Here is a 15,402-nt window from a genome sequence, read left to right as displayed (position 1 = left end):
CTTTCACTGCACCGCAAACTCCTTATCCAGTCTGCTATACCCCAGTCCATTAATCTTCTTCACTTTGATTTGCACCGGAATACGCTCCTTCATAGCCTCGACGTGGCTTATCACGCCGATGGTTTTCCCGGTGGCATTCAGCGCGTCGAGCGCATCCAGCGCGGTGTCCAGCGTCTCGCTGTCGAGCGTGCCGAAACCTTCATCCAGGAACAGCGAATCGATTCGCGTTTTGTGGCTCACCAGGTCAGAAAGTGCCAGCGCCAGCGCCAGACTGACGAGGAAGCTTTCGCCGCCAGAAAGCGTGCGGGTATCGCGTACGGCATCGGCCTGCCAGGTATCAACCACCTCCAGCTCCAGTGCGTCGCTGACTTTACGCTGCAGAAGATAGCGCCCGTGCAGGCGGTTAAGCTGCTGGTTAGCGAGCCAGACCAGATTATCCAGCGTCAGACCCTGGGCGAATTTACGGAACTTGTCGCCGGTGCTGGAGCCTATCAGCGCATTCAGATAACCCCAGTCCTCGGCCAGACGTGAGGCCTCGTCAATTTGCTGCATCAGCGCCAGCTGGTGCTGGCGGTTATCGCTATCCTGCTTAAGCTGCTGGCGGATCTCCCCCTGATGAGTGGTGTTCTCGCGAAGCTGCTGCGCCAACTGCTGTAGCTGCACATGCAGGGTTTGCGCGTCGGCGTCCAGCCCTTCCGGTTGTTGGTGCTGGTGGGCCTGTAGCTGCTGTTCAGCCTGCCCGCTAAGCGCGATTGCCTGCTGAAGCTGGCTCTCCAGCGTCTGCTTGCGTTGTTCAAGACGGTGGATGGTCTCCTCATCCAGCAGCGCGGCGAGAAAGGCCTCGCGATCGGCGAAGCAGCTTGCCGCCAGCGCGGTGGCAAATTGCGCTGTGGCGTGCTGTAGCCGCTCGCTTTCCAGACTCTCCTGCTGCTGCAGGGTGGCAAGCTGGCTTTGCAGGGACAGGCATTCGTCGTGGATCTCGCGCCAGTTCTCAGGAATGGCCGGTTCTGCCTCGGTGTCATCGCCTGCCGGAAGCGTGTCGAGCAGCGGTTTCAGGGTATTAATGCGCTCCTGAATCGCAGCATACTGCGTCTGTTTTTCCTGCCACAGGTTGAATTCCGTCTCCCGGGCGTACAGCCAGGCGGTCTCTTCCCCCTCTTCAGGAACATGCAGCGACAGCGCGAGCAGGGCGTTTTCCAGTGCCTGACGCGTTGCCGACAGCTGCTGCTGGTACTGACGCTCCTGCGCTTGCTGTTCGTTAAGCTGGTTTTGCAGCGTCAGGCGCTGGCTGAGCTGATAGAGCTGACGTTCGTACTGTTCCTGTTCGTTCATCCATGGGGCGATATCTTCCTGAATATTCAACGAGATATTCAGGTCTGCACAGACCTCCTGCCACTCTTTAGTGAGTGCTTGCTCTTCCTGAGAGAGCGTCTGCGCTTCGTCTGTTGCTCGCTGGATCTGCTGTGTCAGGGCATTGACCTGTCCCAGCACCAGCAGACCCTCCTCTTTAAGCGCGGCAACCTCTTTTTCCAGCGCGTCCCGGCGTCGCTGGTTATCGGTGAGTTCAAGCGCCTGATACGTCTCAATGGCGGGATGTTCACTGGAGCCGCACAGTGGGCAGGGTTTTCCGGCCTCAAGCTGCGAGCGATAGCTTTCCAGCTTTTTGATCGTCGCTTCGCTTTCACACAATGCTTTCAAATCGACATAGTGCTGGTTTTTTTCTTTGTACTGCTGGCGGCGCAGCGTCAGCGTTTCATTGAGTTTTACCTGCTCGGACTGCGCTTTTTGCCGGGTATCCGCGTTCTCTTGCAGCCGTTTTTGCAGCGGCTGATAGCGGGCATGAAGCGAGGTCAGGCGCTGGCGTAAAGGGCGTGACCGGGACTGTTGCTCCATTGCCGCTGCCACGTCATCCGCCGTCAGCGTCAGGGGGTTTTCCGGCATCCCGGCGAGCTTCTGACGTAATTCAGCAATACGGGCTGCAAGCGTGGCAATCTGATGTTTATCGCGGTTCAACTGCGCAAAATGGGCGCGCCAGCCAGCAATCTCCTGGCCCCACACGCGGTAACGTTCATGCTCCGCCAGCCATGTGGCCTGGATCGTAAGGTCACTCTGCAATTGCGCATGGGTACGCAGCGCCGTATGACGGATGCGTGAGCGCTGCGCGGCTTTGGCCTGTAAGCGAGTATTTACTTCGACAATGCGCTGCTTTGTCTGCGCGAGGCGCGTGGTTTGTTCTTGCTGGCTATCCCACAGGGGGCGAAGCTGGGCGGCGGGCTGCGCAAGCTGGAGCTTGGCCAGCTCAGGCGCGGCGTCGGTCAGCGCCTGCTGCGCCTGCTGTTGCAGGAGCATGACCCGCTGCTGCTCGCGAATTAGCTCGTCGTTGCGCGTCAGCCACTGAAAATCGCGCTGTTGGTTCTGCTGCTGAGTCAGCAGGGTTTTCTCTTCGTCAGTAAGTGCCTGCAAACTCTGCTGTAACTGCTGCTGTTGCGCTTCGCTCAGTAACACCACGCCTGCGGCCTGCGCCTCGCACATCTCAAGCGCGTTACGGGCGGCCTTATGTTTCTCGAACACCATCGCTGAGATCTGACCGTAGATCTCGGTGCCGGTCAGCTCTTCCAGCAGTTCGGCGCGATCGCCCGGTTTAGCGTTGAGGAAGGCGGCAAACTGCCCCTGGGAGAGCAACATTGAACGGGTAAAACGGCTATAATCCAGCCCGGTGAGCGCGGCGGTTTGCTCCAGTTTGTCCGTCACTTTATCGGCCAGAATTTTACCGTCTTCACAACGCGCCAGTTCGACGCGCGGTGCCTGCAGGTTTCCGTCTGGTTGATTGCGCGCGCGGTTCTGGCTCCAGAACGCACGATACGCTATGCCTTTTACCTCAAACTCCACCTCGGCCAGACACTCGGCGGTATCGCGGGTCATCAGGTCGTTTTGTGCCTGGGAGACTTTTTGCAGACGCGGTGTTTCGTGGTAAAGGGCCAGACAGATGGCGTCGAGCAGGGTCGTTTTCCCGGCACCGGTCGCGCCGGTAATGGCGAACAGCCCGTTGCTGGCAAACGGCTCGGCGGTAAAGTCAATTTTCCACTCGCCCTTAAGGGAGTTGAGGTTTTTCAGACGCAGGCTCAGAATTTTCATGCGTTTTCTTCCTCATCGCTGAGCGCGTGCAGGGTATGAAGGAACAGCTCGTTAAGCCTTGCGCGCGTGGTGTCGTCAATCTCTTCCTGCGACAGTCGGCGTTCAAATACCTCTTCCACCCTCAGTTCGCTGAGCGTTTCACGCTGTGCACCCAGCAGAATTTTCTCGCGCTGTTCGCGGCTGCGGCGAACCAGTAAGACCTCGACGGGCAGATCTTCCGTCAATGCCTGAATTTTACGCTGCATATCATGCAGGTAGTCGTCGGTCGTGATTTCAATATCCAGCCAGATGGGCGGATTTTGCTCGACACCGCGCCACTGCTCCAGCTGAGCGGTAATCGCCGCCAGATCGCCCTTCAGCACCGCCAGCGGTTGGGTGACGGGGATCTCCAGCGACTCCACGGCACTGAGTTTGCCCTCATTAAAGCTCACCAGGTGCACACATTTGGCTTTGCCGGTCTCATCAAAACTGAGCGCAATGGGCGAGCCGCAGTAGCGAATGTGCTCGCAGCCGCCGATGACCTGCGCCCGGTGAATATGCCCGAGCGCGATATAATCCGCTGGCGGGAAATTTTGCGCCGGGAAGGCGTCCAGCGTACCAATATAGATGTCACGCACCGCGTCACTTTTACTGGCGCCGACGGTAGTAAGATGCCCGGTGGCAATCACCGGAATGGCCTGATCGCCGCGCAGGGCGCAGGCATTAGTATATTGCTGGTGATAATAGTCCGTGATGCTCTGCAACAGATGCTGCTGCTTTTCCCCGCCGGACATCCCCGCCTGGCTTTGCACGATATCGCGTGGGCGCAGGAAGGGCACCGGACACAGCACCGCTCCCGGTGTACCGTCACGTTTTTTCAGGATCTGCGGCGCATGACCGGCGCTGGCTACCACGGTCGTGTTAAGGAAGGCCAGGATATCGCGGGATTCATTCAGCGTTGCGACGGAGTCGTGGTTACCGGCGACAATCACCAGATGACAGCCAGTTTGTTGCAGATTTACCACGAAGCGGTTGTAGAGCTCACGCGCATAGCTTGGCGGCGAACCGGTATCGAAAATGTCACCCGCAACAATAATCGCGTCCACCTCGTGCGATCGGGCCGTGTCCAGCAGCCAGTTCAGGAACGCTTCATGCTCCGCTGCCCGGCTTTTGCTGTAAAAGTTTTGACCCAGATGCCAGTCCGAGGTGTGTAATATGCGCATAGCGAATCCGTGGCAAAAAAAAGGAATGGGGATTATAAACTTTCAGAAGCTGGAAAATAACCGCTGTAATAAAACAACAGTTTGCCATTTTACGTGGTACTGTTTTTCATAAATCTGTCATAAATCTGACGCATAATGACGCCGCATTACAAACTTGTAACTTAAATAAGATAAGACAGGGCAAAGTATGGCGAGACGTATTCTGGTCGTAGAAGATGAAGCTCCAATTCGTGAAATGGTGTGCTTCGTGCTCGAACAAAATGGCTTCCAGCCGGTTGAAGCGGAAGATTATGACAGCGCGGTGAACCAGCTGAATGAACCCTGGCCCGATCTGATCCTGCTTGACTGGATGTTGCCTGGCGGCTCCGGACTGCAGTTTATCAAACACCTCAAGCGTGAAGCGATGACCCGCGATATCCCCGTTGTCATGCTTACCGCGCGCGGTGAAGAGGAAGATCGCGTGCGCGGCCTTGAGACCGGCGCGGATGATTACATTACCAAACCCTTCTCACCGAAAGAGCTGGTTGCCCGTATTAAAGCTGTGATGCGCCGTATTTCACCGATGGCGGTGGAAGAGGTCATTGAGATGCAGGGCCTGAGCCTTGATCCCACCTCGCACCGTGTTATGACGGGCGAAAATCCCCTCGACATGGGGCCTACCGAATTCAAACTCCTGCATTTCTTTATGACTCACCCGGAGCGTGTTTACAGCCGCGAACAGTTGCTGAATAACGTCTGGGGAACTAACGTGTATGTCGAAGACCGGACGGTTGACGTACATATCCGCCGCCTGCGTAAAGCGCTGGAACTGAGCGGCCACGATCGCATGGTACAGACGGTCCGCGGCACGGGTTATCGTTTTTCTACCCGTTTCTGAACAATGACAGGAGTGTGACGCGTGCTGGAACGTCTGTCATGGAAAAGGCTCGTCTTTGAACTGATCTTATGTTGTATTCCGGCCTTCATTTTGGGGGCCTTTCTTGGATACCTGCCGTGGTTTCTGCTGGCGTCTGTGACCGGGCTGCTGATCTGGCATTTCTGGAACTTACTGCGCCTCTCCTGGTGGCTGTGGGTTGACAGAAGTATGACACCTCCGCCGGGAAGCGGGAGCTGGGAGCCGCTGCTTTACGGCCTGCACCAGATGCAGATGCGTAATAAAAAGCGCCGTCGCGAGCTGGGAAGCCTGATTAAACGCTTTCGCAGCGGTGCGGAATCGCTGCCGGATGCGGTGATTCTGACCACGGAAGAGGGGACAATCTTCTGGTGTAACGGTCTCGCCCAACAGCTGCTGGGCCTGCGCTGGCCGGACGATAATGGCCAGAACATCCTTAACCTTCTGCGTTATCCGGAGTTCACGCAGTATCTGAAAAAACGTGATTTCACGCGTCCGCATAATCTGAAGCTCAACAATGGCCGCCATCTTGAAATACGTGTAATGCCCTACAGCGATCGGCAATGGCTGATGGTGGCGCGTGACGTCACCCAGATGCACCAGCTGGAAGGGGCACGACGCAACTTCTTCGCCAACGTGAGCCACGAGCTGCGCACGCCGCTGACGGTGCTGCAGGGCTATCTGGAGATGATGCAGGAGCAGACGCTTGAAGGTGCGCCGCGTGAGAAGGCGCTGCATACCATGCGCGAGCAGACGCACCGTATGGAAGGGCTGGTGAAACAGCTGCTGACGCTGTCGAAGATTGAGGCGGCTCCGACGCTTGCCTTAAATGACACTATCGACGTACCGATGATGCTGCGGGTAGTGGAGCGCGAAGCGCAAACCTTAAGCCATAAAAAACATCATCTGACTTTTGACGTCGATAACAGTCTGAAGGTGCTCGGGAGCGAGGATGAACTGCGGAGTGCTATCTCTAACCTGGTCTATAACGCGGTTAATCATACCCCGGAAGGAACGGATATTATGGTGCGCTGGCAGCAGACACCAACGGGTGCCGAGTTTAGCGTCGAGGATAACGGGCCGGGCATTGCGCCTGAGCATCTTCCACGTCTGACCGAGCGGTTTTACCGGGTAGATAAAGCCCGTTCCCGGCAAACGGGGGGAAGCGGGCTGGGGCTGGCCATTGTGAAGCACGCGGTGAATCACCACGAAAGCCGCCTCGATATTCAAAGCACGCTGGGCAAAGGAACCCGTTTCAGTTTCGTTATACCGGAACGATTAATTGCCAAAAAGATCGCCTGACGGCGGGTGTGTCATTTTACCTTTCCACGGGCCAGCTATTGCTGGCCCGTTTGCTTTGCAGTAAAGCGAAACGCGAATGAATTTTATACGGCTGGTGCTTTTTTGTTCGCATGATTAGCCATGGCTTTTTCATGATATTAGCGAATTATTCTGGTTGGTATTTTCATGCTGGCATATTGTTCTGGTTTTACGATCCCTCCTTGCCTTTAAACGTTATAAGCGTTTAAATTGCCCCCCAGATACTGTCAGACCGACTGTATTTGCGTGGTAAATCGAAAAACTATTCTTCTCCACGCCAGGACGGGAGCATATCCCGCTGAAATTGAGCAAAATTTCCGCTGTATCGTCCCATTGGGGATGGCGAAAATCTCAATATATTCAACACCACATCCACAGGCAGTAAGGTTTTATGACCCATCACTTAAAATCGCGTGACATCATCGCGCTGGGCTTTATGACATTTGCGCTGTTCGTTGGCGCAGGCAACATCATTTTTCCCCCAATGGTTGGCTTACAGGCGGGTGAACACGTCTGGACAGCAGCATTTGGTTTCCTGATTACTGCCGTGGGCCTGCCAGTGTTGACCGTGGTTGCGCTGGCGAAAGTTGGCGGCGGCGTTGATAGCCTCAGCACCCCAATTGGCAAAGTGGCTGGCGTTCTGCTGGCAACGGTGTGTTATCTGGCCGTTGGCCCGCTGTTTGCGACCCCGCGTACCGCGACAGTCTCCTTCGAAGTGGGGATTGCGCCACTGACCGGTGACGGTGCGATGCCGCTGTTTATCTACAGCCTGGTTTACTTCGCTATTGTGATTCTGGTCTCCCTCTATCCGGGCAAACTGCTGGATACCGTGGGTAACTTCCTGGCTCCACTCAAAATTATCGCGCTGATCGTGCTGGCGGTTGCGGCCATTATCTGGCCTGCGGGTCCTATCAGCAGCGCGATGGATGCCTACCAAAACGCGGCCTTCTCTAACGGATTTGTGAACGGCTATCTGACCATGGATACGCTGGGCGCGATGGTGTTTGGTATCGTTATCGTGAACGCCGCTCGTTCCCGTGGTGTGACCGAAGCGCGTCTGCTGACCCGCTATACCATCTGGGCTGGTCTGATGGCCGGTGTGGGCCTGACGCTGCTCTATCTGGCGCTGTTCCGCCTGGGTTCCGATAGCGCCACGCTGGTCGATCAGAACGCGAATGGTGCGGCAATTCTGCACGCTTACGTCCAGCACACCTTTGGCGGTGCGGGCAGCATGCTGCTGGCGGCCCTGATCTTCCTGGCCTGTCTGGTGACGGCGGTTGGTCTGACCTGTGCCTGTGCGGAGTTCTTTGCGCAATATCTGCCGCTCTCTTACCGCACGCTGGTATTCATCCTTGGCATCTTCTCCATGGCGGTGTCTAACCTCGGTCTGAGCCACCTGATTCAGGTCTCCATTCCGGTGCTGACGGCCATCTATCCGCCGTGTATCGTGCTGGTGGTGTTGAGCTTTACGCGCCCGTGGTGGAACAACTCCTCGCGAATTATTGCGCCAGCCATGTTTATCAGCCTGATTTTTGGTATCCTTGACGGGATTAAAGCATCAGCGTTTGCTCACATCCTGCCAGCCTGGACACAGCGTCTGCCGCTGTCTGAGCAAGGTCTGGCCTGGCTGATGCCTACCGTTGTTGCACTGGTTCTGGCCATTATCTGGGACCGTGCTGCAGGGCGTCAGGTCGCATCGAACGCCCATTAATCAACGGCAACAAACTGTTTAACCACGGGGCTTAAGGCCCCGTGGTTTTTTGTTTTTTTCGTGTTGAATGGCAAGATTTAAATGGAAAGCACTAACAAACTCAAACGTGGGCTGAGCACGCGCCACATTCGCTTTATGGCGCTCGGCTCCGCTATCGGTACCGGTCTTTTTTATGGCTCGGCAGATGCCATCAAAATGGCCGGTCCAAGCGTTCTGCTGGCCTACATCATCGGCGGCGTGGCGGCGTATATCATCATGCGTGCGCTGGGAGAGATGTCGGTTCATAACCCTTCAGCCAGTTCATTCTCGCGCTATGCGCAGGAGAATTTAGGCCCGCTGGCCGGGTTTATCACCGGCTGGACCTACTGCTTCGAAATTCTGATTGTGGCCATTGCCGATGTCACCGCCTTTGGGATTTACATGGGCGTCTGGTTCCCGGCGGTACCGCACTGGATTTGGGTGTTAAGCGTGGTGCTGATTATCTGCGCCGTCAACCTGATGAGCGTGAAGGTCTTCGGTGAGCTGGAGTTCTGGTTCTCCTTCTTCAAGGTTGCCACCATCATCATCATGATTGTGGCCGGTTTCGGCATCATCATCTGGGGGATCGGTAACGGCGGCCAGCCAACCGGTATTCATAACCTCTGGAGCAACGGTGGTTTCTTCAGCAACGGCTGGCTCGGCATGGTGATGTCGCTCCAGATGGTGATGTTTGCCTACGGCGGGATTGAGATTATCGGGATCACCGCCGGGGAAGCCAAAGACCCGGAGAAGTCCATTCCGCGCGCCATCAACTCGGTGCCGATGCGTATTCTGGTGTTCTATGTGGGTACGCTGTTCGTCATTATGTCTATCTATCCGTGGAACCAGGTGGGGACCAACGGTAGCCCGTTTGTGCTGACCTTCCAGCATATGGGCATCGCCTTTGCGGCCAGCATCCTGAACTTTGTGGTCCTGACCGCGTCGCTGTCAGCGATCAACAGTGACGTCTTTGGCGTGGGCCGCATGTTGCACGGCATGGCAGAGCAGGGCAGTGCACCGAAGGTCTTTGCCAAAACCTCCCGTCGCGGCACGCCGTGGGTGACGGTTATGGTGATGACCGTTGCGCTGCTGCTGTCGGTCTACCTGAACTACATCATGCCGGAAAACGTCTTCCTGGTGATCGCTTCTCTGGCGACCTTCGCGACCGTGTGGGTGTGGATCATGATCCTGCTGTCACAGATTGCGTTCCGCCGCCGTCTGTCCCCTGAGGAGGCAAAAGCGCTGAAGTTTAAAGTGCCTGGCGGGGTAGCGACGACCGTCGTTGGGCTGATCTTCCTGGTGTTTATCATCGGCCTGATTGGCTACCATCCTGATACCCGTATTTCCCTCTACGTGGGCTGTGCGTGGATCGTACTGCTGCTGGTGGGTTGGGTGTTTAAATGCCGCCGCGACCGTCAGCTGGCGCAAGCGCAGTAATATTTTATGCCCTCTCCCTGTGGGAGAGGGAATTTTGTCTCCTCCTCCTTTCTCCTCCCCCAATAAATCACGTCATGGTGAGCTAACCTTAATCACCCTGTGGCAAGGTGACGTCAATTTCATCAAAGGGGATTCGTGATGTTAAACGCCTGGCACCTTCCGGTTGCCCCATTTGTTAAGCAAAACAAAGACAACCTTGTGATTACGCTCTGGCTGGCGGGGGAAAATCAGCCTGAACGCGTGACGCTACGCGCTGAAGTCGATAATGAAGAAACCACGCTGAAAATGCACAAGCAGCGCAGCCAGCCGCAGCCTGGCGTAACGGCATGGCGGGCAAACATCGACTTGCGCAGCGGCCAGCCGCGCCGACGCTATAGCTTTAAGCTGCTCTGGAATAACCGCCAGCTGTGGTTTACCCCGCAGGGATTTAGCCGTTTTCCTCCGGCGCGGCTGGAGCAGTTTGCCGTCGATTACCCGGACGCTGGCCCGCAGTGGGTTAACGATCAGGTCTTCTATCAGATCTTCCCGGATCGCTTTGCGCGCAGCGAAACGCGCACCGCCGGGCAGGATAAGGTCTATTATCACCACGCCGCAGGACACGACATTATCCTGAAAGAATGGGATGAGCCGTTAACCGCGCAGGCGGGCGGCTCGACGTTCTACGGCGGCGATCTTGATGGCATCAGCGAAAAGCTACCGTATCTGAAGAAGCTGGGCGTGACGGCGCTCTACCTTAACCCGGTGTTTAAAGCACCGAGCGTGCATAAATACGATACCGCCGATTATCGCCACGTTGACCCGCAGTTTGGCGGTGATGACGCGCTGCTTCGTCTGCGTAAAAATACGCAAAAAGAGGGCATGCGTCTGATTCTGGACGGCGTGTTCAACCACAGCGGCGACTCACACGCGTGGTTTGACCGTCATAACCAGTCGATGGGCGGGGCGTGCCATAACCCGGATTCACCCCAGCGCGACTGGTACAGCTTCAACGAGGAGGGTCGCGCGCTGGACTGGCTGGGCTATCCGAGCCTGCCAAAGCTGGATTTCCAGTCGCCAACGCTAGTGAACGAGATTTACGGCGGTGAAAACAGCATTGTGCGCCACTGGTTGAGTGAGCCATGGAATATGGATGGCTGGCGTCTTGACGTGGTGCATATGCTCGGTGAAGCGGGCGGGGCGCGTAATAACCTTCAGCACGTCGCCGGGATCACCCGTGCAGCCAAAGCCGCGCAGCCGGAGGCGTTCGTGTTTGGCGAACATTTTGGCGACGCGCGCCAGTGGCTGCAGGCGGACGCAGAAGATGCGGCAATGAACTATCGCGGTTTTACCTTCCCGCTGTGGGGATTCCTTGCTAACACCGATATTTCCTACGATCCGCAGCATATTGATGCGGAAACCTGCATGGCGTGGATGGATAACTACCGCGCCAGTCTTTCGCATCAGCAGCAGTTACGGATGTTTAACCAGCTGGACAGCCATGACACCGCGCGATTTAAATCCCTGCTCGGTAAGGATGTCGCGCGCCTGCCGCTGGCGGTGACCTGGCTCTTTACCTGGCCGGGCGTGCCGTGCATCTATTACGGCGATGAGGTGGGGCTGGACGGGAACAACGATCCGTTCTGCCGCAAAACCTTCCCATGGGATCCGGCGAAGCAGGACAACGTGCTGTTCAGCCTGTATCAGCGGCTGGCGAAACTGCGTAAGCAGAGCCAGGCGCTGCGCTACGGTGGTTGTCAGGTGGTTTATGCCCACGTCAACGTGGTGGTGTTTGTCCGCGTCTATAACCAGCAGCGCGTGCTGGTAGCCATCAACCGGGGCGAGGCGTGCGAAGTGGTGCTGGATGACTCTCCGCTGCTTAACGTGAGCGCGTGGCAGCTAAAAGAGGGGAAAGGGAGCGTGCAGGAGGGGATCCTCTCCCTGCCGGCGATTTCTGCTTCCGTCTGGTTTGGCTGACGGCGTGATAACAAAAAGGCCCGCATAAGCGGGCCTTTTTCGTAAACCGTGCCGATTACAGGCTGGATACGTTCTCGGACAGGTATTTCGCAACGCCGTCTGGGGACGCAGACATACCTTCTTTACCTTTTTCCCACTGAGCCGGGCACACTTCACCGTGCTCTTCGTGGAACTGCAGCGCGTCAACCATACGCAGCATTTCGTCGATGTTACGACCCAGCGGCAGATCGTTCACAACCTGGTGACGCACGATGCCGTTCGCGTCGATCAGGAAGGAGCCACGCAGCGCAACGCCAGCGTCCGGATGTTCGATACCGTAAGCCTGCTGGATTTCGCGTTTGATGTCCGCAACCATTGCGTATTTCACCGCACCGATGCCGCCTTTGTCGACAGGGGTGTTACGCCATGCGTTGTGTACAAACTCAGAGTCGAAGGAGACGCCAACCACTTCTACGCCACGCTTCTGGAATTCTTCATAACGTTTGTCGAACGCGATCAGCTCAGACGGGCAAACGAAAGTGAAGTCCATTGGCCAGAAGAACAGAACGGTCGCTTTACCGTTGGTGTGCTGTTTGAAGTTGAAGTTTTCAACGATTTCACCGTTGCCCAGAACTGCTGCAGCTGTAAAATCCGGAGCCGGACGAGTTACCAGAACCATATGATTCTCCTGTAGATACTAAGGTTATTTGGAACGCAACGCGAGCCAGTATAGAGAGTGTTCATGGATAAGACAAAGAGGTGGTGACAATCGTTCCGCCAGCTTTTACCTATCAATGCGAATTCTGTCAGAGCTGTTTGTTTTTCGCCTGCGTCATCATTCGCGGGTAAAACTGCCAGAAACGCGTTTCCAGCGCATCGTAATGTTCGTCCAGGTCATGCCATGAGTCGCGTAGCGCATCCAGACGCGGTCGGCGGCTCGCCATCCCATTTAACACATTCTGGATGAAGTCCATCTCGCGATAGCGCTCCAGCCAGCGTTCCGACCACAGGTAATTATTCAGATTCACAAAGCGCGGCGGCGAGTCGGGCAGAATGATCGACACCTGCTGGTGGGCATAACGCACAAAATCCGGCAATGGCATCTCCGGCGACAGCTGCTCCCAGTGGCGCGACAGGAAATGGTCCCACATGACATCAAGCGAGATTGGCGCAACGCGGCGCGTTTCGGGGCGAAACCACGCTTTGGCCTCGGTTACTTCTGGCAGGTTATCCGTCATGACATCGATACGACGATGCATAAAGATCCCGTCGACAACTTCAGTGGACCAGGTCTCGGCGGGGTTGCCGCGGACGAAATCGGCCAGCAAATTGCCGGAAAGGGAGCTGTCAGCGAGGTGAGCGAGATGCAGGTGAGCGAGAAAATTCATGCGTTTTATTTGTCCGGGGGCGGCTAGTTGTTGCAGCAAAAGGGTGTGAGCACTAGACTATGCCGCCTGTTTTTAAGTCACGAGTATACGTCATGCGCGTCGCCGATTTCTCCTTTGAACTACCTGAATCCCTGATTGCTCACTATCCAATGCCTGAGCGCAGTAGCTGTCGCTTGCTGTCACTGGACGGGCCAACGGGCGAGCTGACGCACGGTACTTTCACCGATCTGCTCGACAAGCTCAACCCTGGCGATCTGCTGGTCTTTAACAATACCCGCGTGATCCCGGCGCGTCTGTTTGGCCGCAAGGCCAGCGGCGGCAAGATTGAAGTGCTGGTCGAACGTATGCTTGATGATAAACGTATTCTGGCACATATTCGCGCCTCAAAAGCACCTAAACCAGGTGCCGAACTGCTGCTGGGCGATGACGAGAGTATCAAAGCAACCATGACCGCGCGCCACGACGCGCTGTTCGAAGTGGAGTTCAACGATGAGCGCACGGTGCTGGATATTCTCAATGCCATCGGCCACATGCCTTTGCCGCCGTACATTGAGCGCCCGGATGAAGAGGCCGATCGTGAGCTCTACCAGACCGTCTACAGCCAGAAGCCTGGCGCGGTAGCGGCGCCGACGGCGGGTCTGCACTTTGACGAACCGCTGCTGGAAAAATTACGCGCGAAAGGCGTGGAGATGGCGTTTGTGACGCTGCACGTCGGCGCGGGCACCTTCCAGCCGGTGCGGGTAGACAGCATTGAAGATCACATCATGCACTCTGAGTATGCTGAAGTGCCGCAGGAGGTTGTTGATGCGGTTCTGGCGGCAAAAGCGCGCGGCAGCCGCGTTGTTGCGGTAGGCACCACCTCCGTACGTTCACTGGAGAGCGCTGCCCAGGCGGCTCAAAAAGATCTGATCGAGCCATTCTTTGGCGATACGCAGATCTTTATCTATCCGGGCTATCAGTACAAAGTCATCGATGCACTGGTGACCAATTTCCATCTGCCTGAATCAACGCTGATTATGCTGGTCTCCGCCTTTGCGGGGTATCAGCACACCATGGCGGCATACAAGTCTGCGGTAGAACAAAAATATCGCTTTTTTAGCTACGGGGACGCGATGTTTATCACGTACAATCCGCTGGCTTTGAATGAGCGTGTCGGGGAATAAGTCCGCGGCACCGGAATAATGTGTTGGACTGTTTTTCTGGCACAGAGGAATAAAAATGAAATTTGAACTCGATACCACCGATGGCCGCGCGCGTCGCGGTCGCCTGGTGTTTGATCGCGGCGTGGTGGAAACCCCCGCGTTTATGCCTGTGGGGACTTACGGCACCGTAAAAGGGATGACGCCGGAAGAAGTAGAAGCCACTGGCGCCCAGATTATCCTCGGTAATACCTTCCACCTGTGGCTGCGTCCTGGTCAGGAGATCATGAAGCTTCACGGCGATCTGCATGACTTCATGCAGTGGAAAGGCCCGATCCTGACCGATTCTGGCGGTTTCCAGGTCTTCAGCCTGGGTGATATTCGCAAGATCACCGAGGAGGGCGTCCACTTCCGTAACCCGATCAACGGCGATCCGATTTTCCTCGATCCTGAAAAGTCTATGGAGATTCAGTACGATCTCGGCTCTGACATCGTGATGATCTTCGACGAATGTACGCCATACCCGGCGGACTGGGATTACGCTAAACGTTCCATGGAGATGTCGCTGCGCTGGGCGAAGCGTAGCCGCGACCGTTTTGACTCCCTGCAGAACAAAAATGCGCTGTTCGGCATTATCCAGGGCAGTGTTTACGAAGATTTACGCGATATCTCTGTTAAAGGTCTGGTAGAGATAGGTTTTGATGGCTACGCTGTCGGCGGTTTAGCTGTGGGTGAGCCGAAGGAAGACATGCACCGTATTCTGGAACATGTCTGCCCGCAAATCCCGGCGGATAAACCCCGTTACCTGATGGGTGTGGGTAAGCCAGAAGATCTGGTTGAAGGTGTGCGCCGCGGCATCGATATGTTCGACTGCGTCATGCCAACCCGTAACGCACGTAACGGTCATCTGTTTGTTACCGATGGCGTGGTGAAAATCCGTAACGCGAAGCATAAGAGTGACACCAGTCCGCTCGATGCCGAGTGCGATTGCTACACCTGTCGCAATTATTCTCGCGCGTATTTGCATCATCTCGATCGTTGCAATGAGATTTTGGGCGCGCGTCTCAATACCATTCATAACCTTCGCTATTATCAGCGCTTAATGGCTGGTTTACGCAAGGCTATCGAAGAGGGTAAATTAGAGAGCTTCGTGACCGATTTTTACCAACGTCAGGGTCGAACCGTTCCACCTTTGAACGTTGATTAATATTAATAATGAGGGAATTTG

General features: G+C 55.9%; 11 protein-coding genes. 7 read left to right on the top strand and 4 right to left on the bottom strand.

From position 1 onward, the window contains the following. Positions 1-3 precede the first annotated feature (3 nt). The gene (sbcC, locus tag EQV24_RS11220) at positions 4-3,135 is read right to left on the bottom strand and encodes an exonuclease subunit SbcC (RefSeq protein ID WP_013095822.1); all 3,132 of its coding nucleotides are present in this window, start codon (positions 3,133-3,135) and stop codon (positions 4-6) included. Continuing rightward, complete coding sequence (sbcD, locus tag EQV24_RS11215) at positions 3,132-4,337, bottom strand: exonuclease subunit SbcD (RefSeq protein ID WP_129327072.1); 1,206 nt, start codon at positions 4,335-4,337, stop codon at positions 3,132-3,134. Before sbcD ends, sbcC begins: the two co-directional genes overlap by 4 nt. A gap of 187 nt (positions 4,338-4,524) precedes the next feature. Between sbcD and phoB the strand changes: the two genes are divergently transcribed. From phoB to malZ, 5 genes are all read left to right on the top strand, one after another. Beyond that, positions 4,525-5,214 (top strand): phosphate response regulator transcription factor PhoB, encoded by a 690-nt coding sequence (gene phoB / locus EQV24_RS11210; protein WP_010428026.1) that lies wholly within the window; start codon positions 4,525-4,527, stop codon positions 5,212-5,214. Positions 5,215-5,235: 21 nt separating this feature from the next. After that, a complete protein-coding gene (gene phoR, locus EQV24_RS11205) occupies positions 5,236-6,531 on the top strand; it encodes a phosphate regulon sensor histidine kinase PhoR (protein WP_029883416.1) in 1,296 nt (431 codons plus the stop codon). Between the two features lie 409 nt (positions 6,532-6,940). Continuing rightward, positions 6,941-8,260 carry a branched-chain amino acid transporter carrier protein BrnQ gene (gene brnQ, locus EQV24_RS11200; RefSeq protein WP_013095826.1) on the top strand — a complete coding sequence of 440 codons (1,320 nt, stop codon included), beginning with the start codon at positions 6,941-6,943 and terminating at the stop codon, positions 8,258-8,260. 81 nt (positions 8,261-8,341) lie between these two features. Further along, positions 8,342-9,715, top strand: a complete 1,374-nt coding sequence (gene proY / locus EQV24_RS11195) for a proline-specific permease ProY (RefSeq protein WP_020686369.1) — start codon at positions 8,342-8,344, stop codon at positions 9,713-9,715. A gap of 138 nt (positions 9,716-9,853) precedes the next feature. Then, positions 9,854-11,668: a maltodextrin glucosidase gene (gene malZ, locus EQV24_RS11190; RefSeq protein WP_130626582.1), complete on the top strand. Its 1,815-nt coding sequence runs from the start codon at positions 9,854-9,856 to the stop codon at positions 11,666-11,668. 55 nt (positions 11,669-11,723) lie between these two features. On the opposite strand, the gene EQV24_RS11185 is transcribed toward malZ, so the two are convergent. Together EQV24_RS11185 and acpH are read right to left on the bottom strand one after the other, a co-directional pair. Beyond that, on the bottom strand, positions 11,724-12,326 hold the full coding sequence (locus EQV24_RS11185) for a peroxiredoxin (protein ID WP_013095829.1): 603 nt from the start codon (positions 12,324-12,326) through the stop codon (positions 11,724-11,726). A 127-nt stretch (positions 12,327-12,453) separates the two neighbouring features. Continuing rightward, entirely contained in the window at positions 12,454-13,035 is a 582-nt protein-coding gene (gene acpH / locus EQV24_RS11180) for an ACP phosphodiesterase (protein WP_130626581.1), read from the bottom strand. 92 nt (positions 13,036-13,127) lie between these two features. On the opposite strand from acpH, the gene queA reads away from it, so the two are divergent. Then, positions 13,128-14,198, top strand: a complete 1,071-nt coding sequence (queA, locus tag EQV24_RS11175; RefSeq protein ID WP_029883413.1) for a tRNA preQ1(34) S-adenosylmethionine ribosyltransferase-isomerase QueA — start codon at positions 13,128-13,130, stop codon at positions 14,196-14,198. Positions 14,199-14,253: 55 nt separating this feature from the next. Next, a complete protein-coding gene (tgt, locus tag EQV24_RS11170; RefSeq protein ID WP_013095832.1) occupies positions 14,254-15,381 on the top strand; it encodes a tRNA guanosine(34) transglycosylase Tgt in 1,128 nt (375 codons plus the stop codon). The last annotated feature ends 21 nt before the right edge of the window (positions 15,382-15,402 follow it).

The sequence above is a fragment of the Enterobacter sp. A8 genome, from assembly GCF_004296595.1.
GTDB classification, from domain to species: Bacteria; Pseudomonadota; Gammaproteobacteria; order Enterobacterales; family Enterobacteriaceae; genus Enterobacter; species Enterobacter cloacae.
This window is presented reverse-complemented; position numbering and strand designations above follow the sequence as displayed.

Bases quoted from the DNA above. Each gene is read 5' to 3' on its own strand.
- queA (WP_029883413.1), top strand. From the start codon at position 13,128: ATGCGCGTCGCCGATTTCTCCTTTGAACTACCTGAATCCCTGATTGCT.
- sbcC (WP_013095822.1), bottom strand. From the start codon at position 3,135: ATGAAAATTCTGAGCCTGCGTCTGAAAAACCTCAACTCCCTTAAGGGC.
- malZ (WP_130626582.1), top strand. From the start codon at position 9,854: ATGTTAAACGCCTGGCACCTTCCGGTTGCCCCATTTGTTAAGCAAAAC.
- EQV24_RS11185 (WP_013095829.1), bottom strand. From the start codon at position 12,326: ATGGTTCTGGTAACTCGTCCGGCTCCGGATTTTACAGCTGCAGCAGTT.
- phoB (WP_010428026.1), top strand. From the start codon at position 4,525: ATGGCGAGACGTATTCTGGTCGTAGAAGATGAAGCTCCAATTCGTGAA.
- proY (WP_020686369.1), top strand. From the start codon at position 8,342: ATGGAAAGCACTAACAAACTCAAACGTGGGCTGAGCACGCGCCACATT.
- tgt (WP_013095832.1), top strand. From the start codon at position 14,254: ATGAAATTTGAACTCGATACCACCGATGGCCGCGCGCGTCGCGGTCGC.
- acpH (WP_130626581.1), bottom strand. From the start codon at position 13,035: ATGAATTTTCTCGCTCACCTGCATCTCGCTCACCTCGCTGACAGCTCC.
- brnQ (WP_013095826.1), top strand. From the start codon at position 6,941: ATGACCCATCACTTAAAATCGCGTGACATCATCGCGCTGGGCTTTATG.
- sbcD (WP_129327072.1), bottom strand. From the start codon at position 4,337: ATGCGCATATTACACACCTCGGACTGGCATCTGGGTCAAAACTTTTAC.